Below are 26471 nucleotides of genomic sequence, written 5' to 3'. Positions count from 1 at the left end.
GCGGCATCAGCAGGCTGCGCCGGATACGATCAGTGACCTCATGAGCGCAACACTGATCGCCAAGGGCCTGGCCGCCGGGCACGGTGACCGGATCCTCTTCTCCGGGCTCGACCTCGTCGTCGCCCCCGGTGACGTCATCGGTCTGGTCGGCCCGAACGGCGCCGGGAAGTCCACGCTGCTGCGGACGCTCGCCCACGAGCTCCCCCTCGAAGAGGGCACCGTGCAGCTCAATCCGCCGACGGCTACCGTCGGGCACCTGCCGCAGGAGCCGGAGCGCCGCCCGGGCGAGACGGTCCGCGAGTTCCTCGCCCGCCGCACCGGCGTCGCGGCGGCGCAGGCCGACCTCGACGCCGCCACCGAAGCGCTGACCGCCGGCCTACCCGGCGCCGACGACGCGTACGCGCCCGCCCTGGACCGCTGGCTCGCCCTGGGCGGCGCGGATCTGGAAGAGCGGTCCGAGCAGGTCACAGCCGACCTCGGGCTGACGGTTGACCTGGCGCAGCCGATGACCGGCCTGTCCGGCGGGCAGGCCGCCCGGGCAGGGCTGGCGTCCCTGCTGCTGAGCCGCTTCGACGTCTTCCTGCTCGACGAGCCGACCAACGACCTGGACCTCGACGGGCTGGCCCGGCTCGAAGAGTTCGTCACCGGCCTGCGCGCCGGGACCGTACTGGTCAGTCACGACCGGGAGTTCCTGACCCGTACCGTCACCCGGGTCGTCGAGCTCGACGTGTACCAGCAGCAGGTGAACCACTACGGCGGCGGGTACGCCTCCTACCTGGAGGAGCGCGAAGTCGCCCGCAGGCACGCCCGCGCCGACTACGAGGGGTACGCCGACACCCGGGCGGCCCTCGAAGCACGGGCGCGTACCCAGCGCGCGTGGATGGAGAAGGGCGTGCGGAACGCCCGCCGCAAAGCCCCCGACAACGACAAGTCCATCCGCCACTTCCGAGGTGAGACGTCCGAGAAGCAGGCGGCCAAGGCCCGCCAGACCGATCGGCTCATCGAGCGCCTCGAGGTCATCGAGGAGCCGCGCAAGGAGTGGGAACTGCGGATGGAGATCGCCGCCGCGCCGCGCGCCGGCGCGGTCGTCGCCGCCCTGCGCGGCGCGGTGGTCCGCCGCGGTTCGTTCACGCTGGGCCCGGTCGACCTGCAGATCGACTGGGCCGACCGGGTCGCCGTCACGGGCGCCAACGGCTCCGGCAAGACGACCCTGCTGGCGGCGCTGCTCGGCCGGCTGCCCCTGAACGCCGGGCACGCCTCGCTCGGGCCCGGCGTCGTCATCGGTGAGGTCGACCAGGCCCGCGGGCTGTTCCTCGGCGACCAGTCCCTGCTCGACGCGTTCTGCGCCGCCGTCCCCGACCTGGCGCCCGCGGAGGTCCGCACGCTGCTGGCCAAGTTCGGCCTGCGCGCGGCGCACGTACTGCGACCGGCCGTGACCCTCTCCCCTGGCGAGCGCACCCGGGCCGCGCTCGCCCTCCTCCAGGCGCGCGGGGTCAACCTGCTCGTACTCGACGAACCCACCAACCACCTCGACCTACCGGCGATCGAGCAACTGGAGTCGGCGCTCGCGTCGTACCCGGGCACTTTGATCCTGGTCACCCATGACCGCCGGATGCTCGACGCGGTGCACACCAACCGGCACATCACAGTGGACGGTGGTCAGGTCACCGCGTGACCTCCAGCGGCAACTTGGTGACGCTGATCATCACCCACGGGTTGCGATACTCCACCGGCGCGTCGCCCGCCACCGCGATGTCGCGGTACCGCCGGAACAGAATTTCCAGCGCAACCTTCGCTTCCAGCCTCGCGAGCGGCGCACCCAGGCAGAAGTGGATGCCGTGGCCGAAGGTGAGGTGCGGATTGGGGTGGCGATGGATGTCGAACCTGTCCGGCTCGGCGAACACCCGCTCGTCGCGGTTGGCCGCCGTGAGCCACGGTACGACGATCGCCCCGGCCGGGATCGCGACGCCGCCGACCTCGGTGTCGCGGGTTGCCCGCCGGCCCAGGCGCGGGAACGGGGTGCGGTGGCGCAGCACCTCCTCGATCGCGGCGGGCAGCCGCCCGTACTCCGCCCGTACCTCGGCCGCGGCGTCCGGATGCTCGTCGAAGCTGACGACGGCGTTACCCAGGGTCGCGGTAGTCGTGATGTGTCCCGCAAGCAAGAGCAGCCCGACGAAGCCCACGACCTCCTCGTCGTCCAGCCGCTGCCCGTCGACCTCTGCCCGCAACAGCGCGCTCGTCAGGTCGTCGCCGGGGTCGGCCCGGCGGGTCCGGATGTGGTCGAGAAGGTAGGAGTTCATCTCGCGCAGAGTCGGCGCGACGGATGTCACCGCCTCTTCCCCGATCCTGGTCAGCGACCCGTCCGGGTCGACGTTGGTGCGCTCGAACAGCGCGTCTGCCCAGCGCCGGAACACCGGCCGGTCATCGGGTGGGATGCCGAGCAGTTCGGCGATGACGATCACCGGTAGCGGGTACGCCAGCTCTTCGATCAGATCCAGGTGTTCGGCTCCGCCGCTTGCGTCGAGCAGTTCGGTGGCCACCTCGGCGATGCGCGGCTCGAGCCCGGCCACCACCCTCGGGGTGAACGCCTGGCTGACCAGGCCGCGCAGCATGCGGTGCCGGGGCGGGTCCATCCGCACGAAGTTCCCCCGCTGAAACAGCTCCATGTCCTCCTGCTTCGGCAGCAGGTCGCCGAGGTCGGACGAGAACGTGGCGGGGTCGGCCAGCACCTCGTTGGCTTCGGGGTGCCCGAGGACATGCCAGCACTGTTGCCTGTCGTCGTAGTGAACCCGGCCCCGCTGGCGCAACTGCTCCAGCCAGGCCAGGAAGTCCGGCAGCGAACGCCGCACCGGATCGGGTTCGGACCGTGCCACCTCAGACCGGGCCATGTCACACCACTCCCGCCTGCGCAACCGGGCTTGCGGACGAGCGAGACAGCCACCTCCACGGTAGCGCCGAACGGGATGCGGGGCGCCCGGTTTCCGCCGCGCGCCCCGCATCTCCGGCCGACTGTCGGCCCTAGCGTCTGTCGACCCGGTAGGCCCTCGGGTTGAAGCTCTCCATGGTCCAGTCGTCGAACCAGCGCCAGACGGCGCCCCAGCGGGCCCGTGCCTCTTCGGTCCTGACGGGTGACAGCGGAAGCATCCTGCTCCTCCTCACGGCGTTCGTTGGCGTGTACGTGACGAGACCCGCGGCGGCCTCAGCGCTGAGTCGCCTCAGCACTGAGTCGCCTCAGCGCTGAGTCGCAAGTTCGTCAGGTTGGTTCCGGGGATAGAAGCGGGCGGTTACCTGCTCGTTAAGCGCCCGTCCCGGTACCGTGCTCCGCAGCACGGGCTTGCGCGCCGCTTCGGTTGTCCGATCGACAATCCACGATCGGCGTGCGGATCAGCAGCGGGCTGCGGTACGCGGACCGAGGGTGGCGCACAAGTCGATGAGTGCCTCCGCTCGCGCGCGCTCCACGGGCGTGAAGGGCATGCCGGGCCGGGACAGGGTCAGCGGCGCGCCGACGTAGTCGCGGAGATGCATCATCTCTCCCTCCATTTCGGACTCACCCGGCGCCGCCGGTTCGCGTACGGCGGTCGCGCGCAGCAGTTCGCCCAGCGCGCCAGGCAGGAGATGCGTGTCACTCGCCGCGCGGACAGCGAGGTCGAGCGTACGGGTCTGCGGGTCGACGAGGTCATGGGCGTCGGCCGCGGCGATCGCGATGTCCACTCCCCCACCCGCGTCGACCGCGGCCGCGAGCTCCCTGACCGTGACGCCCTGCGGCGCGGCGACGAGCAACTCGTCCGCGACGCCGTTCTTCGCCGGGTGCACCTGGATCGCGAGGATGTTCACATTGAGGGCGGCCAGCTTTCCGCTCAGCGCGGCGAGGCTCCCGGGACGGTCGCGGAGGGTGACGCGGATCTGCCAGATGCTCCTGCGCTCACCCGGCAACTCCAACAGCTCGCGCAGGTCCGACGCCGGCTGTGCCTGCTCGGCGAGGACAGCCCGCCGCGAACGCGTACCCCACCAGCGCTGGGCCAGGGCGCCCACGATGAGCGCCGCTCCGCTGATGAACAGCATCGTCGAACCGTTCGCCTGATGGCCCAGGATGCTGACGAACAGGTGCGCCAGGCCGACTGCGATGAACAGGGCGGCCAGCTCGACGAGGTCTGCCGCCCACGAAGCGGTTCGCGAGCCGTGGGCGTGCGTGGGCGCTGTACGGCGAAATGGCTTCATGGCCGCAGCCTCTACGGAGCGTGTTTCGCGCCAGACGATGTTGCATGACACCGCCGTAAAACGACGGCCATCACTGTCCATGCGGCGACGAGGCGGTGCGGCGGCTACGGGGCGGGCCGGGCAGCGGCGATGACGCGGGTCAGCGACTCGTGCAGGCGTTGAAGCTCATCGAGGCCCATGCCGAGGCGCGACACGACGGCGGCGGGCACCCGCTCGGCCTGGGTCCGCAGCGCGGCGCCCGCTTCGGTGAGGGTCACGGCGAGGGCCCGCTCGTCTCCGGGATCCCGCTCGCGGCGGACGTACCCGGCGGTCTCCAACCGCTTGAGCAGCGGCGACAGCGTACCGGGGTCTAGCTGCAGCAGCGCGCTGAGATCCTTGACCGACAGGGGGGCATGCTGCCAGAGCGCCAACATCACCAGGTACTGCGGATGCGTGAGCCCCATCGGCTCCAACAGCGGCCGGTAGACCGCGACCACGCTGCGTGACGCCACGGACAGCGCGAAGCAGACCTGGCGCTCCAGCGCGAGCGGGTCGGCGGCAGTGTCAGCGGTGTCAGTGTCAGCGGTGTCAGCGGCGGCGGTGTCAGCGTTGGCGCTGTCAGACAGGTCACCCATGATGCTTCGCGCCCGCCTCCTCTGATCTCATATGATTTGTACACCAAACGTTGGTGCGCATAGTAATTGGGTGCGCGTGTATTTGGGTGCGCACAGTAATTGGTGCGCACAGTAATTGGCACAGACGGTACCCGCCGAGAACGGATGTCAGACACGTGAGCGAGCCGGACAAGACACCCGCCCCCGACACGGCGGCAGCGGCGAAGCCCAAACAACGTGACCGGCTGGGCCGGTTCCTCTACTGGATCTTCGGCCCGCCGACCGCCAACAACGCGATCAGCGCCCACAGCCCGCAGGCAAAGGCGTACCGGGAGCGCCAGCGCGCCCTCCGCCAGCAGGAACGCGAGGCGCGCAAGAAGCGCGACGAGAGCCAGTAGGCCCTATCGGCGCTCCGGTCGGGTATTTGCCGACTTGAGGAACGCGTTGTACCGGGCCAGGTCGTCCTCGGCGCCGCCGGCCTCGGCCCGGTCGGCGGCCCGGTCGAGGCGGCGCTGCTCCCGCTCGTCGGCGCGGACCCACTGCACCACCAGGACGACCATGACAGCGGCGGCCGGGATCTCGCCGAACGCCCAGGCGATTCCGGCGGCGACCGTCTGGTCGGAGGCCAGCGACGCCCGCCACGCGGGGTGCAGCGCGCCGAACCACGAGGCCGCGAGCAGGCCGCTCGTCAGCATCAGCGCCATGCCGAAGAAGGCGTGGAAGCTCATGGACGCGAAGTGCACCAGGATCAGTACGGGGTGCGGCAGTTGCCGGCGTCCGGGGTCGACGCCGATGACGACCCAGAAGAACAGGTACCCCGTCACCACGAAGTGGGTGAGCATCGCCAGGTGGCCGAGGTGGGTGCGCATCAGCACCTCGAACAGGTTGCTGAAGTACAGCCCGTAGAGGCTGCCGACCACCAGGATCAACGCGACCACCGGGTGCGTGAGCAGCCGGGTGAGCCGGCTGTGCAGGGCCAGCAGCAGCCACTCCCGGGGGCCGCGCACAGCCGGGTCCGGCGACGGGCGCAGCGCCCGTAGCGCGAGCGTGGCGGGCGCGCCGAGCACCAGCAGTACGGGTACGACCATGGCCAGCGCCATGTGCTGGGCCATGTGCACGCTGAACAGGATGTAGGCGTACTTGCCGATCCCCAGCAGGGTCACGGCCCCCAGGACGGCCACGCCCGCGAGCCAGCACAGGGTGCGTTCGAGCGGCCACGAGTCGCCCCGGCGGTGCAGCCGCCGCACCCCGGCCAGGTACATACCGGCGGCGGCAACCACGGCGGTGAGGAAGAACAGGTCCGGGACCGTTTCGGTGATCATCCGCCCCACGGTGGGGGCCGGCGGCATCGCGAAGCCGAGCAGGTCGGTGGCGGGATCCGGGCTCGGCGGGTTGGACGGTACCGGCGTCGGGCTGCGCGACAACGCCGTGGCCAGCCCGAAGGCAGCCGCGAACACGATCAGTTCGGCGGCGGCGAACCGCCGGAACGCGGCCGGCCGCCCAGCAGCCAGCGCCGGCAGGGTACGCCTACGGTGGAGCACGCCGAGCACGCCGAGCGCCACCAGGGCGATCGTCTTGCCGACGACGAGCGCGCCGTACGCCGAGCGCCACAGCTGGTCGACCGAGCCGAGGCGGACGAGTGCGCTGGCAACGCCGCTCAACGCCACGACGACCAGGCAACCGAGAGCCAGCCGGCTGTACCGGGCCGCCGTCGCCGCGAGGATGTCCGTACCGCGCAGCATCAGCAGCGCGGCCAGCCCGCCGGCCCACAGCGCCGCCGCGACGACGTGCATGGCGAGACTCGTCACCGCGACCTGGTGGTTGCCGGCGCTGGCGGCATGGCCGGTCAACGCCGGCGGCAGCACCGCCACCACGGCCACCACCGCCGTCCAGGCGGCGGCGTTGCGGTGCAGTACCCGCGCGCAGGCGATCGCGACGACGAGCGCGAGCCCCGCCTGGACGGCGTAGGCCTGCCCGACGGAGACGGACGTGATGAAGCTGGCCAGCCCCACGCCCGAGACCGCCTGCGGCAACGGCACCCCGAGCAGATCCGACAGGGTCAGTCCGAGCAGCGCCACCGAGGCCACCGCCCAGCACAGCGCGACCACGGCCGCGCGGCGGAGCAGCCGGTAGCCGGCCGGCGAGACCAGATCACCGTGGCCGGGTCGGTCGTCGGCGCTGTTCCCGGGCAGCAGGAACGCGGCGGTCACCGCGAAGCCGACGGTGAGCGTGCCGAGCACGTCGCTCAGCAACCGGACGATCGGCAGGCCCCACGTCGTACCCGGCCCTGGGTCGGGCAGGCCCGGCAGCCGCGCCTGCCCCGCACCACGACCGAGACGCAGTGCCAGGACGAGCACGAGCACTCCGGCCACGGCTGCGGCACAGCCGGCGAGAAAGCACCACCGGCCGGGCCTCGACGGGGTCGGGGCGGCGGCGGTGGACGGCGAAGCGGAGTTCAAGGTCATGTACGCCTACTTCGTGCGAATCCCATCGCCAGCAGCGAGCCGGCCACCAGCACCCCGAGGCCGAGCCCCCAGGGCCACCACGCGGCCCGGGCCCCGGCGCCCGCGGTCGGGACCTGTGACGGCTGAGGCGGCTGGGACGGTCCGGCCGAGGGTTCGAGCTGGGCCGGTAGGGCCACGGTGAAGCCGAAGCTGCCTTCCACCGGGTGGCCGTCGGCGGAGACGACCCGCCACTGCACAGTGTAGGAGCCGGATCTGAGCGGGCGTACCGGCTGGTGCACGGTCGAGTCCACGACCCGCACCGGGCCGTCGCTGTAGTTGACCCCACCGGGGCCGTCGACCACCACGATGCTGAAGCGCTGCTGCACCGGCTCGTTGAAGGTCAGCGTGACCTCGCTGATCGGCGCCGTGACGGTCGACGAGGCCGCCGGGGTCGTGGCACGCAGTTGGCTGTGTGCCCAGGCGGTCTGCGGCAGCACCGGTACCGTCGCCAGCACCGCGAACAGCATCGCGGCGATCAGCCGCGCCGGACGGCGCGGCCAGCCCGTACGTCTCAATTTCTTCGCTGTCTTTCCATATATGTGCGGGGTGCGCCTGGCTGGCGTGCGGCCCGGGCCGCACGCCAGCCAGCAGCCGTCAGGCAGTCGGCCGGCGCCGCCAGGCCAGCCCGGCGAGCACCAGGCCGGCGATGGCCACGACCAAAGCGGCGATGCCCAGGCCTACCCCAAGCGTGGCGCGCGAATCGGCCGCACCGTCCTCCGCCGCCGACGCGTCCTTGCCTCCGTTGCCGTTCGCCCCGGCGTTGGCAGCGCCACCACCCGCGGTGCTGGTGGAGGACTGGGCGACGAGCTTCAGCGTCGGCGCAGGGTGCGCCGGCTCCTTGCCGTCGGCGGCCGGCTCCTCGATCCAGCGCACCACGTCGCCGTCGGAGTACGTCTGCAGCGCCTTGAACACGATCTTGTCGACCTTCGGCAGCGGCCCGGCGGAGACGTCGAACTCCTGGAACTGGCCCGGCTGGATCGCGGCGGCCGGGGTGTCGGCCTTCCACACGATCTTCGTGACGGCCTGGGTGAGTTCCCCGTCACCGGTCTTGATCGGCTTGTCCAGCTTCGACTTGGTCACCTCCGCGGTCCACCCGTTCACCGGCTTGACCGACACCGACGTGATCGGGGCGTCCTGCGGGAGATTGACCTCCACCTGCGTGGTGGCCGCGCTGTCCTTCTCGTTGGGCACCCGGAAGGTCAACTTGCTGTAGCCACCCTGGGTGGCCTCCTTGGGGTTGACCGTCACGTGCGCCGAAGCCGGCGACGCCACGAGTACCACGGTGGCCAGCACCCCCGCCGCAATGGCCCCGGACCGGGCCAGAACCTTACGCATCAATCGTCTCCTCGCGGTCGCGACACAATTGCCGTGCAGGTCCGTTCTGCATCGCGGGGATAGTCGTCACCACCGGTCCAGAAGTTCCCCCCGATCTGGGTCCGTTATATGCGCCACCCCTGGGGCGGGACCAGGCTCGCGGCGAGCACGTCGTACGCCTCGTTGAGCAGGTCGAGGAGGCGCGGGACCCCGGTTGCGGGATCCCAGCGCATGAAGGCCGCGCCGACCGCCGCGCTCGATGCGCCGGCGAGCACGGCGGGGTACAGCGAGCTGGTCGGGTCGATCCTGAACCGCTCGTTGACCCAGCGGATGATGATGCGCTCCACAGCACCGAACACGGTCAACTGCCGGTGCGACAATGCGGGATCCGCCTGGATGAGCCGCCGCCGCTGCTGCTCCAACTCGCTGGCAAGCTCCTCGGCCTGGGCTCCGATCAGCTGCATCATGATGGCGCGCAGAGACTCGATGGGTGGCTCGCCGGGCGGCCGCTGCGCCAGTACGGTCTCGAACATCGACAGCTGCTCCGGCGTGAAGTCGACGATCGCCGCTTCCTTGGTCTCGAAGTAGTTGAAGAATGTCCGCTTCGACACGTCGGCGGCGGCGGCGATGTCCTCGACGCTCACCGCGTCCAGGCCGTGCTCGGCGACCAGCCGGAGAGCGTTGGACCGCAGGGCCTGGCGGGTCTGGCGCTTCTTGCGTTCCCGCAGCCCAAGGGCGTGCGCCCCGTGCGGAGCCGGCTCGGCTGACGGTACCGGTTCGGCCATCGGATCGTCTCCCCTCTGGTTACCCCTCAGGGGTGCGACCGCCCGGATCGCGGTCGCACCCCTGAGGGCGCTTTGTTTTCCTGGGCGCCGTTTTCTCGGGCGCCGTTTTCTTGGGCGCCGTTTTCTTGGGCGCCCTTGCTTTTCTTGTCAGTACTTGAACTGCTCAGTACTTGAACTGCTTCAGTACTTGAACTGCCCGACCAGCTGCTGCAGGTTGGCGGACATGCGTGCCAGCTCGGACGCCGCCGCCTGCGACTGCGTCACCCCGCTGCTGGTGCTCTGCGCCGCCACCGCGACGACGTTGATGTTCTCGGCGATCGCGCCGGAACCGGTCGCCGCCTCGGAGACGTTTCGGCTGATCTCGTTGGTCGTGGCGGTCTGCTCCTCCACCGCGGAGGCGATCGTGGTCTGCGAGTCGTTGATCGCCCCGATCACGTTGCTGATCTCGGTGATCGCCGCGACCGCCGCCGCCACGTCCTGCTGGATGGCGTCGACGCGACGGGCGATGTCCTCGGTCGCCTTGGCGGTCTCGTGCGCCAGGTCCTTCACCTCGCTGGCAACCACCGCGAAGCCCTTGCCCGATTCACCCGCGCGGGCGGCTTCGATGGTCGCGTTCAGCGCGAGGAGGTTCGTCTGGTCGGCGATCGAGGTGATCACCTTGATGACATTGCCGATCTCGGTCGAGGACTCACCGAGCTTGCTGACGGTGGCGCCAGCGCTCTCGGCGGCGTGCACCGCCTGCGCCGCGATCTGGGCGGCCTCCGTGGCGTTGTGCGCGATCTCCTTGATGGACGCCTCCATCTGCTCGGAGCCGGCCGCGAGGGTCTGCACGTTGATCGAGACCTGCCCGGCGGTGGCCGACACCGCTTCCGCCTGAGCGGAGGTCTCCTCGGCGGACGCCGCGATCTGCTGGCTGGTCGCCGACAGCTCCTCGGAACTGGAGGCCAGCGCGCTGGCGTTGGTGGCGACCGCCGCGATGGTCTCGCGGGTACGGGCGTTGGCACGGTCGAGCGCGACGGCCATCCGGCCGATCTCGTCGCGGCTCGACACGCCGGCCGAGCGGGTGAGGTCCCCGTCGCCGACCGCGGCGATCGCCGCGCCGACCTTGTTCACCGCGTTGACGACCAGGCGAGCGAGGTAGAGACCGATCACCAGTGCCAGCAGCACACCGACGGCCACGAACGCGACGATGCTCAGCTGACTTGACGAGTGGGTCTGACGCGCGGCCTGGAGCGACTTGGCCGCGGCTTCCGTCTCGATCCGGCTCAGGTTGTCCAGCGCCGTCTGCATCCGGTCGATCGCCGGCGCCACCTCGTGGTCGCGTACCCGCAGGAACGTCGCGATGTCGTGGCTTCGCGCCGCCGGCACCAGCTTTTCGCTGCGGATCTTCCGGTACTCGGCCATGCCCGAACGGAGCGCGGCGACGTCGGCCTCACGCCCGGTCATGTCGGTCGCGGTATACGCGGCGAGAGCCTTGTCGAACTCCGCGTCCTCGGCCGGGAGCTTGCTCAGCGCGCTCTCGACCGCCTGCGCGTCCGGGGTGAGGGCCGCGTTGAGCGAGTGGATGCGGGCGCTGAGCATGGTGTCACGCATCGTCGCGAGGTGATCGACCGGCAGCAGGTTGTCCGCGTACATGGTCTCGGCCTTCTGATGCATGGACGACATGCCTAGCACGCCGGTGACTCCGACGCCGATCGACACCACGGCGCCGACCGCGATCACCAACAGGAACTTGATTCTCATCGGCAGGTTCGCGATCCAGCCGGAAGCACCCTTTGCCGTACGTCCAGCGTCAACACGTCCAGCGTCAACACGTCCAGCGTCAACACGTCCAGCGTCGACGTTCGGCGAGGAGCCAGCGGAATTGTGTTGCGACATATACAGCTCGGCCTCCGTCAACGGCGCCGCCCGTGCGAGCACCTTCATCCATACCGAGCGTAATGATAAATTCACCCGCTGTAGTCATACGCCCGGTATAACGTTGCACCAGACGAAAGGTCGACAATGCATTTAATTGCTCTGTAGCAATGCTGTAAGCCCGTCCGTTCCAGACGATATGACCGATTGATCAGAACGATAAGATCCGGACCAATGGGAACTCTGCCGGCCCTACTTCCGAGTCCGCTACTCGGCCCGGCCACCTGGCAGCCGGTGTCGGCGGCGCTGTCGCAGCGCGGCTGGCCCGTCCGCACGCTGCCCGGCCAGCACCTGCATATGCTGGTCGACCCCGACGGGGTGGCCGCCGGGGTCGACACTTTGCTCGATGCGATCGGCGTCAGGCCGACCCGCAGGACGTGATCAGGCCGCTCCGGTGATCATGGCGACGATCTCGTTCCGGTTCGTCTCCGCGATGCTCCGGACACCGACCTGCTTGCCGCGGCGCAGCACCGCCACCCGATCGGAGATCCGGAAGACCTGGTCCAGGTTGTGGCTGACGATCAGGACGCCGGCGCCGCGCTCCCGCAGGCGCACGATGAGCTCCTCCACCTTGGCGGTCTCGGCGACGCCCAGCGCCGCGGTCGGCTCGTCCATCAGGACGAGGCTGCTCGCCCAGTGGGTGGCCCGGCAGATCGCGATCGCCTGCCGCTGGCCACCGGAGAGCTCCCGGATCGTCGCCTTGGCGCTCGGGATCCGTACGTCGAGGTTGTCCACCAGCTCCTGCGTCTCGCGCGCCATCCGACGGCGGTCGAGCAGGCGCAGCGGGCCACGGGTCAACTCGCGTCCGAGGAACATGTTCATGTACACCGGCTGCGAGTCGACGAGGGCGAGGTCCTGGTAGACCACCTCCACGCCCTGCCGGCGGGCGTCGGACGCGTCCCGGAAGGAGGCCGGTCGACCATTGAGCAGGATCTCGCCCTCGGTCGGCTGGTAGACGCCGGACACCATCTTCACCAGCGTCGACTTGCCGGCGCCGTTGTCGCCGACCAGCGCGACGATCTCGCCGGGCTGTACCTCCAGGTCAAATCGCTCGATCGCGACGACGCCGCCGAACTGCTTGCGGATGCCCTTGAGCGACAGCGCCGCGACACTCCGGTCCGGCACGGTGGCGGTGGTCCCGATCTGCTCGCTGTTCACGATCTGCTCCTTCAGCTCGCGGCGGATTCGGTGGAGGCGGTGTCGGCCGAGTCGTCAAGGCCGATGGGCACCGACCCGTCCGCCGCGTAGACGCCGGCTACGGCCGGTGCGCCCGACCGCACGCCGGTGATGCCCGCCGTCAGCGCCCGGGTCACGAACGCCTGCGGCCGGAACCCGAAGATGACGGTGTCGCCGGGGGCCACACCGGTCGCGTTGCTGAGGTCCGCCATGGCGTAGTAGTCGATGGCCTCCGGCGCCGGCATCTCGACGTCGACCAGCTGGGCGCTGTCGAAGTCACCGCCGCGCACGATGAGCGCCCTGGTCGAGCCCAGGCCCAGGACCGGGTCGACGTACAGACCGCCACCGAACACGTACGCGTACTTGCCGTGCAGGTGGGAGACTTCGCTGACGTAGAGGACGGCCGGCTCCTCGACCAGGTCCTCGACGGCGTGCCAGGGGGTCGTGCCGGTCAGGCCGTGCCCGGGTTCGACCTGGGTCGCCCCGGCCTCGGCGAGCATCGGCAGGATCGCCACCGAGGTCGTACCCGGAGCGTTGAGCTCGACGTGCTCGCGGCCGGCGGCGCGCAACCGCTCCGCCGCCTTCTGCAGGGTGGTCAGGTTGGGCGTCGGCAGCACCTTGCCGGTGGCCTTGTCGAACAGCTGGGCCGGGAAGCTGGTGATGCCGGCGAACCGCGCGCCGTCGAGTGCATCGAGCCGGTCGGCCACCGCGACGATGTCGTCGGCGTCGAAGCCGCCCTCGTGTCCCCGGTAGAACGTGTCACCGGGCGCCACGATGCGCGCCAGCAGCGCCTGGTCGCGGCCGAGCGCGGCGCTGGCGGCGGCGGCCTCGCCGGCCTTGGCGTCGTTGAAGACCGTCCAGTACCGCGGGCGCAGCGCGGCGGCCGTGGCCGCCTCGTGCCGCGGGATCTGCACCAGGTGGCCGAGGTGACCGGTGCGCAGGCCGCCCTGGTGCGCGGCGAGCGCGCACTGGAGGTCGACGCCGACGGCCTCGGTGATGCCGGCGTCCCGGACGGTCCGGCAGAAGTCCGGGTTGCGGCCGATCTGCTTGGTCATCGCGAACGGGGTGAGGCCCAGCCGGTCGGCCTCGCGCTTGATGGCCGTGGCGTTGGCGCCGACCGTGTCGAGGTCCAGCGCGTAGGTGTTGGCGGGCAACTGCCCGCTGTGGTGCAGCTGCGCGGCTGCCCGCAGGAACGCCGGGTTACGGCGCCGGAGGAGGTCCAGGAACATCGGTTTCTCCTAGGTCAGCTGCGCTTCTCGCGCAGCGAGAGCGACACGGCGATGAGGATGATGACGCCGCGGGCGATCATCTGCTGCGACACGGAGAGGTTGGCCAGGATCAGTCCGTTGTTGAGCATGCCCATCAGCAGGCTGCCCATCAGCGCGCCGACGATGGCGCCCTTGCCGCCGAAGAGGCTGGTGCCACCGACGATCACGGCCGCGATGACCGTCATCAGGTCGGCCTCGCCGAGGGTGTAGCGGGCACCGTGCAGGCGGCCCGCGTACAGCAGGCCGGCGAGCGAGGCGCACATCGCGCTGCCCACCATCACCATGATCTTGACGCGGGTCACCTTGATGCCGCTGACCCGCGCCGCGCCGACGTTGTCGCCGATCGCGAGCACATGGGCGCCGTAACGGGTCTGCTTCAGCACCAGGTAGCCGATGGCGATGGCCACCACCGACCAGATGATCAGCCCGGGAATGCCGAAGACGTTGCCCGATCCGAAGAGCCCCACGAAGGAGTCGTTGGTGACCGGGACCGACTGCAGGTTGCTGATCTGCCGGGCCACGCCGGCCACGGCGCCCATCGTCGCGAGCGTGACGAGGAAGGACGGCAGCCGGACGATGGTCACGAAGAAACCGTTGACCAGGCCGACGATCGCGCCGACCGCGAGGCCCGCCGCGGCGCCGAGAATCATGCTGTCGGTATCGCGCACCACGGTCGCGCCGGTCAGCGCGGAGACGGCGACCACCGAGCCGATCGACAGGTCGATCTCACCGGTGGACAGCACGAAGACCAGGCCGACGGCCATGACGGTGATCGGTGCCGTCTGGATGACGATGTTGGAGAGGTTGGTCCAGTTGAGGAAGTTCTCCCCGAGGTAGATGGCGAAGAACAGGAACACCAGGACGAACCCGATGTACACCACGTACTCACGCCAGTTGAACGTGCGCCACCGCAGACGGCCGACAGCCGGGGTGGCAACCCCCGCCTCACTCATGTGCGATCCCTTTCCATGCTCCCCGGTATCGATTCGATAGGCGGGCCGTTCCGATACGAAGCCGCGTCGGCGGCCCCGTCACAAGTCGCAGCATCCCGAGCCGCGGCGACGGCTCCGATCAATGCCGCGCGATGGCCGAGCAGGCTCGTCTTCACGGCCGGCGCGTAGGTGCCGAGTCGGGTGAGCCAGCTTCGGACCGGGTCGAGCATCTCGGCCCGGGAGCCGATGCCCCCGCCGAGGACGACGGCCTCCGGGTCGAGCACCGCGCCGACCGCGACCACGGCCAGCGCGATGAGCCTGGCCTCGTCATCGATGGCAGCCACCGCATGCGCGTCGCCGGCGGCGGCCCGTTCGAACACGACCGGTACGCTCACGCACTCCCCGGTCGCCTCCTCGTACCGCTGGGCGACCGTCGCGCCGGCGACCGCCTCCTCGAGCGCCCCTCTGACCTGGTTGGCCGGGTCGAACGGGTCGGTGCCGATGGGCAGGTAGGAGATCTCACCGGCGGCGCCCCGGGCGCCGCGGCAGAGCTCGCCGTTGACGACGATGCCCATGCCGATCCCCGTACCGACGGCGACGAACACGAAGTCGCGATGGTCGCGACCGCTGCCGAGCCACTGCTCGCCGAACGCGGCCATGTTCACGTCGTTGTCGAGGACGACCGGGTGGCCCAGGCGATCGACGAGTTCCTGGCGGAGGTCGAGCGAGTCGAAGCTCGCGATGTTCGGCGACAGGTCGATCGCGCCGGTCTGCGGGTTGTACGCGCCAGGGCTGCCGACCGCCGAGGCGCGGACGTCGGTCCACTCGATGCCGGCCTGGGCGGCCAGCGACCGGATCAGGTCGGCGATCTGCTCGGCGACGGCCGCGCCGCCGCGCGGGTCGGTGGCGAGGACCTCCTCCGCCACGATGTGGCCGGTGAGATCCGCCAGGGCCGCCCGCACCTTCGTACCACCGAGGTCCACGCCGGCGACGTAACCGCTTGAGTCGTAACCGCTTGAGTCGTAACCGCTTGAGTCGTAACCGCTTGAGTCGTAACCGCTTGAGTCGTCACCGGATTGAGTTTCCATGGCTGAGCGGTGTTGCTGTGGAACGTCCAATGCGGTCATCAGCCGATGGTCAGCAGACGTGTGGGGTTGTGGACCAGGATCTGCTCCAGATCCTCGGCGGAGACGCCGAGGGCGGCGAGGCCGGGCACGAACTCCTGCCCCAGGTACGAGTAGCCGAGCCGGCCGTGCGTACGCGGGTTCAGGTACGCCTCCGCGCCGGTCATGTCCTGCGCCATCAGGATCCGGTCGGCGTAGCCGTCCCGGATTAGCGCGGCGAGGTTCTCCATGCGGACCCGGTCGCGGCGGTAGTACGCGCGCTTTTCGAACTCGCCCTCCTCCGGGTCCTCGGGCAGCGGTGCGAGCACGAAGTCCCAGAACTGCTTGCCGATGGTGTCGAAGGCGACGCTGACCCCGGTCGCGAGCACCGCGCGCACGTACGACAGGTCGGGGTGGATGTCCATGTGGCCGATGACCACCCGGGAGAGGTCGACCCCCTCCTCGCGCAGGATCTCGACCTGCTCCAGGGCCATCGTGCCGTGCGTGGTGTGGGTGTTGATGGACAGCCCCGTCACGCGGTGGGCGCGGGCTGCGGCCCGCAGGCACTTCTCCTCGTGCGGGGTGATCTCGTTGAGGCCGGTGGCCTGCTCGCCGTAGATGCCGGACTTGATGCCGGTGTCCCCCACGCCGTCCGTCGCGTCGGCGATGAACCGGTCCCGCATCTCGTCCACGTTGGCGTCGAGCGCCCAGCGCGGCGAGTACGGCTCGAGGTAGATCGACGATCCGGCGACGACGTTGAGCCCGGTGCGCTCGGCGACGTCCCGCAGCAGCGTGACGTCGTGGCCGACGACCTCGTACGGCGACAGGTCCACGATGGTGCCGAAGCCGAGGTCGGGCAGGCCCGCGACGGACTTGACCGCCAGATCCGCGCGGTCGTCGGCGAGGCCACCGGTCAACCACGGTCCCGGTACGAGGGAGCCAAGGTGCTCATGGGGCATCACCCGCCCCAGTGACTCCGGGGCCACCGGCCCGAGAACTGTCTGGACGTACCCCATGCTCTTTCTCCCTGCACCGTGCGGTTCTTACCGTCCGGTCCGGATCCGGGGCCTCGCCCTGCTGTCGTTGCGGGCGAGGCCCCGGACACTCACGAACCGGTAACCTGCTCTGCGCTGACCGGGTCAGCGCTTACTTTGCTCAGCGTTTACTTGGTCACGCTGGCCGGCGGGTCCTGGGCGTAGTCGTCACGCCAGGCGTCGGCGATGGTGTCCTTGGTCGCGGTCTTCGGCGCACCGACGACCATCTCCGGGGCCTTCTTGCCGATCAGGCCGTACCCGGCCATCGTGGCCAGGCCCTCGCCGACCCGGACCGAGCCGTTATTGACCATGCCGGCCATGTTGCCGCCCTTGACGAGGTCGGCCGCCTGGTTGGCCTCGAGGTCGTTGGTCACGACCTTGACCTCCTTGCGGCCCGCCGAGCGCAGCGCGGACAGCACGCCGTCGGCGGCGGTGGCCCAGGCCACGTACATGCCGTTGAGGTCCGAGTGCTGGGTCAGCATCGCGTTGGCGATGTCCTCGGTGCGGGCGGGGTCGCTGAAGCCCTGCTGCGCGACGATCTGGATGTCCGGGTACAGGTACGCCAGCCAGTCCTTGAACGCCTTGTCCCGCTGGTTGGTGAACCAGAAGTCCGCGTCGTGGTAGAGGTAGCCGACCTTGCCCTTGCCGTTCAGGGCCTTGCCGAGCATCTCCGCGTTCGCCTTGCCCATCGCGGCCAGGTCCATGGTGACGATGCCGACCATCTGCTGTCCGGCCTTGTACCCCTTCGGGGGCGTCGTCATGATGACGAGCTTCGTGCCCTTGTCCACGGCCGGCTTGAACGCGGCGGCGGCGGAGGTGGGGTCGACCGCGATCGTGACGATGACGTTGGGGTTCTTCGCCAGGACGCTCTGCACGTTGTTCGCCTGCTTGGCGGCGTCGAAGTCGGCGCTCGTGGTGGCGACCACCTTGATGCCGAGCTTCTCGAACTGCTTGCGCGCCCCGGACTCGACCGCCTTGACCAGGGCCGAATCCTCGTGCCAGACGAAGGCGGCGGTGAAGTTGCCGGCCTTGATCTTGTCCATGTCCTCGGGGGTCAGGCTCAGCTGATCGGCCGCGGTCGGCGTCTCCCCGTTGGGCCCGACAAACGCCATGCTCGGCTTGGCACCGGAGGCCTTGGGGGCGCTCGAACCGTTGCTGTTCCCGCCGCCGCATGCACTAACCAGAAGCGCCAACGCGCACAGGGCGCCTAACGCGGCACCCCGTCTAGGCCTGAAGTTCATACCAGTTCCCCTTCGAACCCTGTGTCACATGCCTGTCACATGCCTTTGGGCACGGCCTGCCGCGTACGCGCCGACGGACCGCACTGCAGTTCGCGGGGGTACCGACACCGGCCAGTCTGTGAAGACCGGACCGCGCCGGCGTGCCCGTAGCGCCTCGAGTGCGTTGACCCGTTCCCAATTTTGCTCAGGTCGAAAGTATTAGCAGACGTTCACTTCCCGTCAAGAGCCGGACCGGCTGGAAAACCCCTCCAATGAGGTGCCATAAGTCACGCAATTGGGGCAGATTTGGTCAGACCGGCGTGCGTGTCTGCCATTGACCTGCGGAATTTGCTCACCTAGCATTTTCGAGCCGAAAAGAATTGGGAGGTGGGCCCGTGGATGCGGAAGCGCCACGGCGCGCCAACCGGTCTGCCGTCCTCGCGCACGTACTGACCCACGGTTCGGCCACCCGGACCGCGATCGGCCAGGAAACGGGTCTGTCCCCCGCGACCGTCTCCCGGATCGTCGAGCAACTGCTCGCGGAAGGGCTGCTGAACGAGACGGACAGCGAACCGACCGCCGGCCGGGGCCGGCGCGCCACCCTCCTGACGATCGATGCCGAACGCACCGTCGTGTGCGGAGTCGACCTCGGTGGCTCGAATGTCCGGATAGTCGTGTCCGACCTCGCGGCCAGGCCATTGGCCACCAGGACGGTGCCTACGCCGGCGACGAGCGATCCTGCGGGGCTGGCCAAGTGGCTCGGCCAGCTGGTCCTGGAGACCGTCGGCGACCTGCGCCCCCGGCTCGGCTCGGTGGCCCTCGGCCTGCCTGGCGCCGTCTCACGCGAGGACCGGTCGGTATCCGACGCCCCCAACCTCCCCCAGGTCGAGGACCCGAACTTCCTACGACAGCTCGACCAGCAACTCGGGATGAGCGTCGAGGTCGACAACGACTCCAACTACGCCATGCTCGGCGAACTCCGCTTCGGCGCGGCACGGGCCGCCGAGACCGCGGTCATGTTCACCGTCGGCGCGGGCCTGGGCGCCGGCGTGGCGCTCGACCGGCGACTCTTCCACGGCCGTACGGGGCTCGTGGGCGAGTTCGGACATCTACCCGCCGGACCGCTGGGCACTCCCCTGGAGAAGCTCATCACCGGGCCCGGCATCCTCGGTCGCGCGCTGGAACTCGGGCTGCCGTTCGACAACCCCGCCGACGTGTTCCGCTCGTCCGACCCCCGCCTGATCCCGGTGAAGCAGCAGATAGAGCAGGCGCTGCTCATCGTCCTGACCGCCGCCGTGGTCGCCTACGAACCGGACGTCATCATCCTCGGCGGCGGTATCTCGCACGCGCTTGAACCCGACCTCGACCAGCTCAACCAGCGGCTGCGCGCGATCGTGCCGGCCGCCGCGCCGGTCCAGTGCAGCGAACTCGGCGACCTGTCCGGAGCGCTCGGGGCCGTCGTGAACGCGCTGCACACGACGTACCGCGGGCTCGGCGTCGCCGACGCACATCTGGCCCAGGTGCCGCACCCCGAAGCGCTCGCCGGGTTCGACATCGCCGATTCGATCCCGGCGCCATAGCTCGATCCCGGCGCCATAGCTCGATCCCGGCGCCATAGCTCGATCCCGGTGCTTTCACATAACTTCGCGACGAAGTCGCGCTTGTCCTCGGTGTAGGCGACGATGTCGTCGGGGTGCTCCCCCGCGAGCCGTACCTTCAGAGCCTGGCACTCCGCGCGCAGCGCCATCTCCACACTGAGCACCATCGGACATATGTACGAACAGAACCGTCGTACGTGGTCCGTAGCGTGGCGTTCGTGGATGAGTCGCTAACGGTGCTGGAGGAGGCGCTCGACGAGTGCCGGGCATCGTCAGTGTGGGCGTGGCCGGATACCACGTTGGTGGATGCGCTGGATTGCTTGCAGGCCCACATCCAGGGTGCGATCGAGTTTCAGCTGCGGCTGATCCGGGAGGTCGACGGGCGCGCGGTCGCGGCCGGGCAGGGCGCGAAGAGCACCGCGGATTGGCTGCGGGACCGGTACCGCATCAAGAAGGAGACGGCCAGCCAGTTGGTACGGCTGGCCGCCGCGCTCGACCGTGACCTGCCCGCCACCGGCCACGCGCTCGCCAACGGCGACATCAACGTGGAGCAGGCAGACGAGATCGCCAAGGCGGTGGCCACGTTGCCGGCCGAGCATCGGGTAGTCGCCGAAAAGCGCCTGGTCGACGATGCGGACACGTTCGGGCCGATCCAGTTACGGGTGCTGGGCAAGCGGATCTTCGAGAACGTGGCGCCCGAGGAGGCCGCGGCAAGAATCCGCGCGGAGTTCGAACGGGCCGAGGAACGTGCCATCCTCGGCCGGGATCTGCGGCTGTCGGAGGTGCCCGGCGAGAACCGGGTGCGGCTGACCGGTTGGCTGGACCGCGAGTCCGCCGCGCATCTGCGGGCGGCGACCGACCCGCTGTCCGCGCCCCGCTCGAGCGCGGGAGAACCCGACGTGCGCACCCCGGGGCAACGGCGCGTCGACGCCCTCGTTGAGGTGTGCCGGATCGCGATGGCCTGCCGGGAGCTGCCCGACAACGGCGGCGACCGTCCGCAGATCGTGGTGACCGTTGACTACGACGTCCTTCGCGACCAGCTCGGCATGGCGACGTTGGACGACGGGTCGCCGCTCTCTGCCACCGCAGCGCGCCGGCTCGCCTGCGACGCCGCCCTGCTGCCCGCCGTGCTCGGCACCGCCGGCCAGGTCCTCGACGTCGGCCGGGAAAATCGGCTGATCAAGGGACCGCTGCGCCGGGCACTCGTCGTACGCGACCGCGGCTGCGCGTTCCCCGGCTGCGATCGGCCGCCCCGCTGGGCCGACGGCCACCACATCGTGCACTGGGCGGACGGCGGGACAACGAGCCTCGACAACGCCGTCCTACTGTGCGGCCGCCACCACCGGCTGATCCACCACAGCCCGTGGCAGGTCCGCATCAACCCCGCCGACGGGCTACCCGAATTCACCCCGCCGACATACATCGACCCGGCGCAGAAGCCGCAGCGCAACCGCTACCACCGACGGGAGTGAGGGCGCCGGCACGTGCTGACCATCGGCGCCGGATTCCTGTCTGCCGAAGGAGAACCGGGTGCGGGCGACCCGCAACCGGCCGCCCGCCTGCACGGAAGTCCCGTTGGGCTCACTCCCCGACCAGACACACCCCGACCATCCACACCCCGACCATCCACACCCCGATTAGACACACCCCGACCAGACACACCCCGATGAGACACACCCCGATCGGATCCCCACGCTGTGCCTCCGGGGTAGGCCTAGAGTGGGCCGGTGGTTGATCGCGCACGGGGACGCGCCGGCACCGGCACCTTCCGCACACCGGCGAAGCCCAAGCCGCCGTCATCGCTGGACATGGCGGTGCTGCCGGACCATTCGTTGGAAAGCGAAGGCACCTACCGCCGGCTCGGCTACTTCGACGTCGACCTGTCGGCCTCTGCCGCCGAGTCGGTCGAGGTGGAGCAGTGCCGATTCCGCAACGCGGACCTGGCCGGCGCCAACCTCGACCGCACCAGGTTCACGGACTGCCTGTTCGAGAACTGCAACCTGGCCAACCTGCGCGCCGACGGGTCGTCCCTGCACCGGGTACGGCTGTCGACGTCCCGGATGACCGGGTTCACCTGGGCCGGCAGCCGCCTCAAGGACGTGACCTTCACCGGGTGTCGGCTGGACCTCTCCGGCTGGCGTTTCGCCGCCTTCAACGCGGTTCGCTTCGACGACTGCAACCTCACCCGCGCCGACTTCACCAACGCCGACCTGACCGGTGCGCAGTTCGTCGGCTGCGACCTCACCGGGGCGCAGTTCTCCCAGGCGAAGATGGACGGCGCCCGGTTCGTCAACTGCACGCTGGCCGGCATCGGTGGACTGACCAGTTGGGAAGGTGCGATCGTGCGGGGTCAGGACCTGATCGCCCTGGCGTACGAGTTGGCCGCCGCGCTGGGCATCCGCATCGACAACGAGGACGACGCCTGACCCCACGGCCCGACTCAGCGCGCGAACCGGCTCAGCGCGCGAACCGGCTCAACACACGGCCCGGCTCAGTGCGCGAACGCCTTGATGATGTTGATGACGCCCGGGCCGAGGATCACCACGAACAGCGCCGGGAACAGGCAGAACAACGTCGGGAACAAGATCTTGATGGGTACCTTCTGAGCCAGCTCCTCGGCGCGCTGCCGACGGCGTAGCCGCATCTCCCGGGACTGCTCGCGGAGCACCTGGGCGACCGGTACGCCCAGGTCGCTGGCGTGAATCACGGACGAGGCAAAGCCGCGCAGCTCGCCTATGGTCGTACGGGCGGACATCGACCGCAGCGCCTCGCTGCGCGACTTGCCGATGCGCATCTCCTGCAGCACCCGCGCCGCCTCGCCGGCCATCGGCCCCTTGCCGTTGCGCGCCACCTGGGCGAGCGCCGCGTCGAAGCCCTGTCCGGCCTCCACACAGATGGTGAGCGTGTCCAGCACGTCCGGCAGGGACTTGCGGATCTCGTCCTGCCGCTTGACGCCGGTGTTGTAGATGGCGAGGTCAGGGCCGAGGAAACCGAGCGCTGCGCCGGCTACCGCCACGAGCAGCACGGTACTGAAGCCGCCCAGCACGAGGCCGAACAGCACCCCGCCCGCCCCGCCCACGACCAGGCCGATGCCCTTTGCCGCGATGACCCGCTCGACCGGCCACGCCGGCGGATTGCCAGCGCGGTCGAGCAGCCGCTGCAGCCGCGCCACCGCGCCGCCCACGGTCAGGGCGGTCCCCAGCTTCCCCAGCCGGCGAGCCAACGGCTGGCCCACCCGCACCCTGAACGAGGGCCGCCGGTTCGGGTCGACGTAGCCCCGCCCAATCGTCGCCAGCGTACGGTTGACGTTGGCCCGGTCCGGGTCCCGCAGCAGCAGCGCGAGCACGCCGAAGACCGGGACTAGCGCGACCGCGCTCACCGCGACGGTCAGCAGCGGGGAAGCCACAAGGCTGGAAGAGCTCATCTCCTCACACCTCCACCTTGATGACGCGCGTCATCCAGAACACGCCGACGCCCATCATCACGACGGCGACCACGAGCATCATCACGCCCAGCGGGGTGGTGTACAGCGGCCGCAAGTATTCGCCGCGGGTGGCGAACATGAACGCCGCCAGGGCCACCGGCATGGCGCCCAGTACCCAGGCCGACAGCCGGCCCTCGGCAGACAGCGCGCGGACGTGCCGGCGCAGGCGGGCACGCTCGCGCATCGTCTCGACCGCGGTCTCCAGTACCTCCGACAGCGTGCCACCGACCTCCCGCTGCACCCGGATCGCCATGACCAGCCAGGCGAGGTCATTGCTTGCGTTGCGTTCGGCGGTACGCAGCAGCGCGTCCTCCAGGTCGCCGCCGAGTCTGGTTTCGGCGAGGGCGCGGCCGAACTCGCCGGCCACGGCCTCGTCCCCCTCCGACACCAGGGCGCCGATCGCCTGCGGGAACGAGAAGCCCGACCGCAGCGCGCTCACCACCAGCTGCAGTGCCTCGGGAAGCTCGTCGTTGAAGCGGCGGGCCCGCCGGCTGGCGCGCAGCCGCCGGTACACGCCGGTGGCGAGCCAGCCGACCAGGCCGCCCAGTAGCAGGCCGACCAGCCATGGCAGGAGGAGCGCGAAGAACAGCCCGGCCAGCAGCGCGACGCCGAGACGCACCAGGATCCACTCGGCCGGCCGAAGGTCGATGCCGGCGCGGTCCAGGTCGAATTCGATCCGGGCCGCGTTGCCGCGCCTGGCGATGACCTGTTCCGACGCCGACACCGCCGCGCGAAGCACCGAGCTCTCCTCCCGCGCGGACTGCGCGGGGGCGGCGCCGAACCTCTCCAGTTGGCGCAGCCGGCTGCGTACCGCGGACCGGCCGACGAGCAGGTACATCGCGATGGAGGCGGCCAGCAGCGTGCCGGCGCCGACGCCGCCGACAGCGACGTACAGCGGCCAGCGGGGTGTCGCCGGTACGGGCACGGCCGCCAGCGCGGGGCCGGCCGCCAACCGGACCGGGGTATCGGCCGTCAGCGTGGCCCCACCGGTTTTCACCCCGACGCGCAGGGTGGCGGCGGCACCGGCCAGCCTGCCCGGGACGGTGACGGTGACGGCCGCGACAGCCGGACGGGTGGCAGCGGCGATCCCGGCGAAGGCGGCGCGAAGCGCCGCGGCGTCTCCCGCCGCGACCATACGCCCACCCGTACCGGCGGCGAGGTTGTTCATCGCCGGGCTGTGGGCGTCCGGCCCGTACGCGATGCCGTCGAGCGTCACGTTGGCCGCGGCAAGCTGCCCGCCGACGGCGGCCGGCGTGGCGACCGAGTTGGTGTCCGCGCCGTCGGAGAGCACCACGATGCGCCGCTCCCCCGGGCCTGTCAACAAGCCCAGAGCCTGCTGTACGCCGTCGTAGAGCGCGGTGCCGCCGGCGGCGCGCAGCCCGTCCACCGCAGCCCGGAAGGCGGCCCGGTCAGTCGTGGGCGCCAGTACGCTGACCGGCTTCTCCGAGACCGACACGAGCCCGAGGCGGACGTCGGCCGGCAGCGCCTCCGCGTACCCGACGGCGGCTTCCTTCGCTGATACGAGCCGGGTGCCCTCCATCGATCCGCTGGTATCGAGGACGAGGACGACACTGCGCTCCGGTGCCGCCGTCGGGCTCGGCTCCGGCGCCGGAACCACCGTCGCACGCACCGGTGTGCCGTCCAGGTCGACCACGAGCCGGTTGCCGTCCAGGACGGTACCGGGCGGCAGGCCCTGTGCGGCGACCGTGAACCGCAACTCGCCGTCACCGGCCTGTACGTCCGAAATGGACACCTGCGACGCCGGGTCCGCCGCGGCGGGTGCGGTCGGTGCGGTCGGTGCGCCAATGAAGACAGCGGCTAGCACCGCGGCGAACAGGACCCTGGCGAACAGGACCCTGGCGAACAGGGCCCTGGCGAAGGAGCACCGCTTCACCGGCCACCACCTGCCTGGGCGAAGAACTCCATCGGCAGCGTGACGTCGTGCGCGGCCAACTCTTCCAGGAACCGCGGGCGCAGGCCGGTGGAGACCAGCGCGCCCCGCGGCCGGCCCTGCTCGTCGCGGCCGGCGCGGTGGTCGTACACGAAGAGATCCTGCAGCGTGACCACGTCGCCTTCCATGCCGACCACCTCGGTGACGTGGGTGATCCGCCGGGTGCCGTCCTTGAGCCGTGCGACCTGCACGATGAGGTCGACGGCGGAGGCGATCTGCTCGCGGATGGCGCGGATCGGCAGGTCCATCCCGGCCATCATGACCATGGTCTCGAGCCGGGCCACGCTGTCGCGGGGAGTGTTGGCGTGGACGGTGGTCAGCGAGCCGTCGTGACCGGTGTTCATCGCCTGCAGCATGTCAAGCGCGCCGCCGTCCCGGACCTCACCGACGACGATGCGGTCGGGGCGCATTCGCAGTGCGTTGCGGACCAGGTCCCGGATGCTCACCTCGCCCCGGCCCTCCACGTTGGCCGGTCGGGATTCGAGGCGCACCACGTGCTCCTGGTGCAGTTGCAGCTCGGCCGCGTCCTCGACGGTGACGACGCGCTCGTCGGGCGGGATGAAACCCGACAGCACGTTGAGCGTCGTGGTCTTGCCCGAGCCCGTACCGCCGCTGACGACAATGTCCAGCCGGCCGCGCACGCACGCGGACAGCAGCTGAGCCACCGGCGGGGTGAGCGTGCCGAAGCGGATCAGGTCGGCCACGGTGAGCGGGTCGGTGGAGAACTTACGGATGGTCAGCGTGGAGCCGTCCAGCGCGATGGGGGGCACCACCGCGTTGACCCGGCTACCGTCGGGCAGGCGGGCGTCCACCATCGGGCTGGATTCGTCGACGCGGCGACCGACCCGCGAGACGATCCGGTCGATCACCCGGCGTAGGTGTGCCTCGTCGGCGAACTCCGCCTGGACCTGGGTGAGCCGGCCGGAGCGCTCGACGAAGATCCGGTGCGGGCCGTTGACCATGATCTCGCTGACGGTGTCGTCACGCAGCAGTGGCTCGATCGGGCCGTGGCCGAGGATCTCGTCGGTGACCTCCTGCGTGATGCGCATCCGGTCGGCGCCGGCGAGCGGCGTCTCCTCGCGGGCCAGCAGCGACAGGATCGTCTCGCGTACCCGCGCGGCCAGGTCCTCCTCGTCGCCGATGTCCTCGTACAACTGTGGGCCGAGCGTCTCGACGAGGCCCTGCTGGATGCGACGACGCACGGCGGTGACGGGGTCCACCACCGCCGAGGCGGGACGGTGTCGTTCAGACCCAACGACATCCTGGGTAGCGGGCGCGGCCGGTTCCACCGGGACGGGCGGCAGGTAAGCCTGCGGAGCGTTTACCTGCGGCACCGGTGAATGGGGTGCACGCCCGGACGGCGGGGGCGTCCCC

General features: G+C 70.2%; 24 protein-coding genes. 6 read left to right on the top strand and 18 right to left on the bottom strand.

The annotated features are described in order from the left end of the window. Positions 1–40 precede the first annotated feature (40 nt). Positions 41–1675, top strand: coding sequence for an ABC-F family ATP-binding cassette domain-containing protein (locus HC028_RS12090; protein ID WP_168076475.1), 1635 nt, complete (start codon positions 41–43; stop codon positions 1673–1675). Here the strand turns inward: HC028_RS12090 and HC028_RS12085 are convergent. The 4 genes from HC028_RS12085 to HC028_RS12075 all read right to left on the bottom strand — a co-directional run bounded on the left by HC028_RS12085 (position 1665) and on the right by HC028_RS12075 (position 4832). Continuing rightward, positions 1665–2888 carry a cytochrome P450 gene (locus HC028_RS12085; RefSeq protein ID WP_168076473.1) on the bottom strand — a complete coding sequence of 408 codons (1224 nt, stop codon included), beginning with the start codon at positions 2886–2888 and terminating at the stop codon, positions 1665–1667. The genes HC028_RS12090 and HC028_RS12085 overlap by 11 nt on opposite strands. Before the next feature lie 130 nt (positions 2889–3018). Further along, entirely contained in the window at positions 3019–3144 is a 126-nt protein-coding gene (locus tag HC028_RS28130) for a hypothetical protein (protein WP_275408212.1), read from the bottom strand. Positions 3145–3384: 240 nt separating this feature from the next. Continuing rightward, complete coding sequence (locus HC028_RS12080; protein ID WP_168076471.1) at positions 3385–4218, bottom strand: ACT domain-containing protein; 834 nt, start codon at positions 4216–4218, stop codon at positions 3385–3387. A gap of 104 nt (positions 4219–4322) precedes the next feature. After that, positions 4323–4832 (bottom strand): MarR family winged helix-turn-helix transcriptional regulator, encoded by a 510-nt coding sequence (locus tag HC028_RS12075; RefSeq protein ID WP_168076469.1) that lies wholly within the window; start codon positions 4830–4832, stop codon positions 4323–4325. A 155-nt stretch (positions 4833–4987) separates the two neighbouring features. Between HC028_RS12075 and HC028_RS12070 the strand changes: the two genes are divergently transcribed. Continuing rightward, on the top strand, positions 4988–5209 hold the full coding sequence (locus HC028_RS12070; protein ID WP_168076467.1) for a hypothetical protein: 222 nt from the start codon (positions 4988–4990) through the stop codon (positions 5207–5209). Between the two features lie 3 nt (positions 5210–5212). On the opposite strand, the gene HC028_RS12065 is transcribed toward HC028_RS12070, so the two are convergent. The 5 genes from HC028_RS12065 to HC028_RS12045 form a co-directional block, all read right to left on the bottom strand. Further along, positions 5213–7276, bottom strand: coding sequence for a bifunctional copper resistance protein CopD/cytochrome c oxidase assembly protein (locus HC028_RS12065; RefSeq protein ID WP_168076465.1), 2064 nt, complete (start codon positions 7274–7276; stop codon positions 5213–5215). Continuing rightward, positions 7273–7830 carry a copper resistance CopC family protein gene (locus tag HC028_RS12060; RefSeq protein ID WP_168076463.1) on the bottom strand — a complete coding sequence of 186 codons (558 nt, stop codon included), beginning with the start codon at positions 7828–7830 and terminating at the stop codon, positions 7273–7275. The genes HC028_RS12065 and HC028_RS12060 overlap by 4 nt, the downstream gene beginning before the upstream one ends. Before the next feature lie 79 nt (positions 7831–7909). Beyond that, on the bottom strand, positions 7910–8650 hold the full coding sequence (locus tag HC028_RS12055; RefSeq protein WP_168076461.1) for a YcnI family copper-binding membrane protein: 741 nt from the start codon (positions 8648–8650) through the stop codon (positions 7910–7912). Between the two features lie 104 nt (positions 8651–8754). Continuing rightward, a complete protein-coding gene (locus HC028_RS12050; RefSeq protein ID WP_168076459.1) occupies positions 8755–9414 on the bottom strand; it encodes a TetR/AcrR family transcriptional regulator in 660 nt (219 codons plus the stop codon). A 180-nt stretch (positions 9415–9594) separates the two neighbouring features. Continuing rightward, entirely contained in the window at positions 9595–11157 is a 1563-nt protein-coding gene (locus HC028_RS12045) for a methyl-accepting chemotaxis protein (protein ID WP_203981120.1), read from the bottom strand. 348 nt (positions 11158–11505) lie between these two features. On the opposite strand from HC028_RS12045, the gene HC028_RS12040 reads away from it, so the two are divergent. Further along, positions 11506–11712 carry a hypothetical protein gene (locus HC028_RS12040; RefSeq protein WP_168076457.1) on the top strand — a complete coding sequence of 69 codons (207 nt, stop codon included), beginning with the start codon at positions 11506–11508 and terminating at the stop codon, positions 11710–11712. On the opposite strand, the gene HC028_RS12035 is transcribed toward HC028_RS12040, so the two are convergent. From HC028_RS12035 to HC028_RS12010, 6 genes are all read right to left on the bottom strand, one after another. Beyond that, entirely contained in the window at positions 11713–12489 is a 777-nt protein-coding gene (locus tag HC028_RS12035; RefSeq protein WP_239075239.1) for an ATP-binding cassette domain-containing protein, read from the bottom strand. It lies immediately after the preceding gene. A gap of 11 nt (positions 12490–12500) precedes the next feature. Next, complete coding sequence (locus tag HC028_RS12030; protein WP_168076455.1) at positions 12501–13736, bottom strand: alanine racemase; 1236 nt, start codon at positions 13734–13736, stop codon at positions 12501–12503. A 14-nt stretch (positions 13737–13750) separates the two neighbouring features. Beyond that, positions 13751–14728: an ABC transporter permease gene (locus HC028_RS12025; protein ID WP_168076453.1), complete on the bottom strand. Its 978-nt coding sequence runs from the start codon at positions 14726–14728 to the stop codon at positions 13751–13753. Next, positions 14725–15690 (bottom strand): ROK family protein, encoded by a 966-nt coding sequence (locus HC028_RS12020; protein WP_239075238.1) that lies wholly within the window; start codon positions 15688–15690, stop codon positions 14725–14727. Before HC028_RS12020 ends, HC028_RS12025 begins: the two co-directional genes overlap by 4 nt. Before the next feature lie 143 nt (positions 15691–15833). Continuing rightward, positions 15834–16826, bottom strand: a complete 993-nt coding sequence (locus HC028_RS12015) for a phosphotriesterase family protein (RefSeq protein ID WP_168076449.1) — start codon at positions 16824–16826, stop codon at positions 15834–15836. A gap of 146 nt (positions 16827–16972) precedes the next feature. Continuing rightward, positions 16973–17956, bottom strand: coding sequence for a substrate-binding domain-containing protein (locus HC028_RS12010; RefSeq protein WP_239075237.1), 984 nt, complete (start codon positions 17954–17956; stop codon positions 16973–16975). A 503-nt stretch (positions 17957–18459) separates the two neighbouring features. Between HC028_RS12010 and HC028_RS12005 the strand changes: the two genes are divergently transcribed. The 3 genes from HC028_RS12005 (at position 18460) to HC028_RS11995 (ending at position 22088) form a co-directional block, all read left to right on the top strand. Beyond that, positions 18460–19644, top strand: a complete 1185-nt coding sequence (locus HC028_RS12005) for an ROK family transcriptional regulator (protein WP_168076445.1) — start codon at positions 18460–18462, stop codon at positions 19642–19644. Between the two features lie 236 nt (positions 19645–19880). Then, entirely contained in the window at positions 19881–21134 is a 1254-nt protein-coding gene (locus HC028_RS12000) for an HNH endonuclease signature motif containing protein (protein WP_168076443.1), read from the top strand. A gap of 255 nt (positions 21135–21389) precedes the next feature. Further along, positions 21390–22088: a pentapeptide repeat-containing protein gene (locus HC028_RS11995; protein WP_239075236.1), complete on the top strand. Its 699-nt coding sequence runs from the start codon at positions 21390–21392 to the stop codon at positions 22086–22088. Positions 22089–22153: 65 nt separating this feature from the next. On the opposite strand, the gene HC028_RS11990 is transcribed toward HC028_RS11995, so the two are convergent. From HC028_RS11990 to HC028_RS11980, 3 genes are read right to left on the bottom strand one after another with little or no spacing between them, the layout of a single operon-like run. Then, positions 22154–23086, bottom strand: a complete 933-nt coding sequence (locus tag HC028_RS11990; RefSeq protein WP_168076441.1) for a type II secretion system F family protein — start codon at positions 23084–23086, stop codon at positions 22154–22156. A gap of 4 nt (positions 23087–23090) precedes the next feature. Continuing rightward, entirely contained in the window at positions 23091–25040 is a 1950-nt protein-coding gene (locus tag HC028_RS11985) for a VWA domain-containing protein (RefSeq protein WP_168076440.1), read from the bottom strand. Next, entirely contained in the window at positions 25037–26320 is a 1284-nt protein-coding gene (locus HC028_RS11980) for a TadA family conjugal transfer-associated ATPase (protein WP_239075235.1), read from the bottom strand. The genes HC028_RS11985 and HC028_RS11980 overlap by 4 nt, the downstream gene beginning before the upstream one ends. Positions 26321–26471 lie beyond the last annotated feature (151 nt).

Source organism: Planosporangium flavigriseum, assembly GCF_011947225.1.
GTDB classification, from domain to species: Bacteria; Actinomycetota; Actinomycetes; order Mycobacteriales; family Micromonosporaceae; genus Planosporangium; species Planosporangium flavigriseum.
The sequence above is the reverse complement of the archived record's forward strand: the minus strand, read 5'-3'. Positions and strand labels throughout refer to the sequence as shown.

What these genes read in the sequence shown, in the direction of transcription:
- HC028_RS12090 (WP_168076475.1), top strand. Translation starts at nt 41, where the DNA reads ATGAGCGCAACACTGATCGCCAAGGGCCTGGCCGCCGGGCACGGTGAC.
- HC028_RS12085 (WP_168076473.1), bottom strand. Translation starts at nt 2,888, where the DNA reads ATGGCCCGGTCTGAGGTGGCACGGTCCGAACCCGATCCGGTGCGGCGT.
- HC028_RS28130 (WP_275408212.1), bottom strand. Translation starts at nt 3,144, where the DNA reads ATGCTTCCGCTGTCACCCGTCAGGACCGAAGAGGCACGGGCCCGCTGG.
- HC028_RS12080 (WP_168076471.1), bottom strand. Translation starts at nt 4,218, where the DNA reads ATGAAGCCATTTCGCCGTACAGCGCCCACGCACGCCCACGGCTCGCGA.
- HC028_RS12075 (WP_168076469.1), bottom strand. Translation starts at nt 4,832, where the DNA reads ATGGGTGACCTGTCTGACAGCGCCAACGCTGACACCGCCGCCGCTGAC.
- HC028_RS12065 (WP_168076465.1), bottom strand. Translation starts at nt 7,276, where the DNA reads ATGACCTTGAACTCCGCTTCGCCGTCCACCGCCGCCGCCCCGACCCCG.
- HC028_RS12055 (WP_168076461.1), bottom strand. Translation starts at nt 8,650, where the DNA reads ATGCGTAAGGTTCTGGCCCGGTCCGGGGCCATTGCGGCGGGGGTGCTG.
- HC028_RS12050 (WP_168076459.1), bottom strand. Translation starts at nt 9,414, where the DNA reads ATGGCCGAACCGGTACCGTCAGCCGAGCCGGCTCCGCACGGGGCGCAC.
- HC028_RS12045 (WP_203981120.1), bottom strand. Translation starts at nt 11,157, where the DNA reads ATGAGAATCAAGTTCCTGTTGGTGATCGCGGTCGGCGCCGTGGTGTCG.
- HC028_RS12040 (WP_168076457.1), top strand. Translation starts at nt 11,506, where the DNA reads ATGGGAACTCTGCCGGCCCTACTTCCGAGTCCGCTACTCGGCCCGGCC.
- HC028_RS12030 (WP_168076455.1), bottom strand. Translation starts at nt 13,736, where the DNA reads ATGTTCCTGGACCTCCTCCGGCGCCGTAACCCGGCGTTCCTGCGGGCA.
- HC028_RS12025 (WP_168076453.1), bottom strand. Translation starts at nt 14,728, where the DNA reads ATGAGTGAGGCGGGGGTTGCCACCCCGGCTGTCGGCCGTCTGCGGTGG.
- HC028_RS12015 (WP_168076449.1), bottom strand. Translation starts at nt 16,826, where the DNA reads ATGGGGTACGTCCAGACAGTTCTCGGGCCGGTGGCCCCGGAGTCACTG.
- HC028_RS12010 (WP_239075237.1), bottom strand. Translation starts at nt 17,956, where the DNA reads ATGGCGTTTGTCGGGCCCAACGGGGAGACGCCGACCGCGGCCGATCAG.
- HC028_RS11990 (WP_168076441.1), bottom strand. Translation starts at nt 23,086, where the DNA reads ATGAGCTCTTCCAGCCTTGTGGCTTCCCCGCTGCTGACCGTCGCGGTG.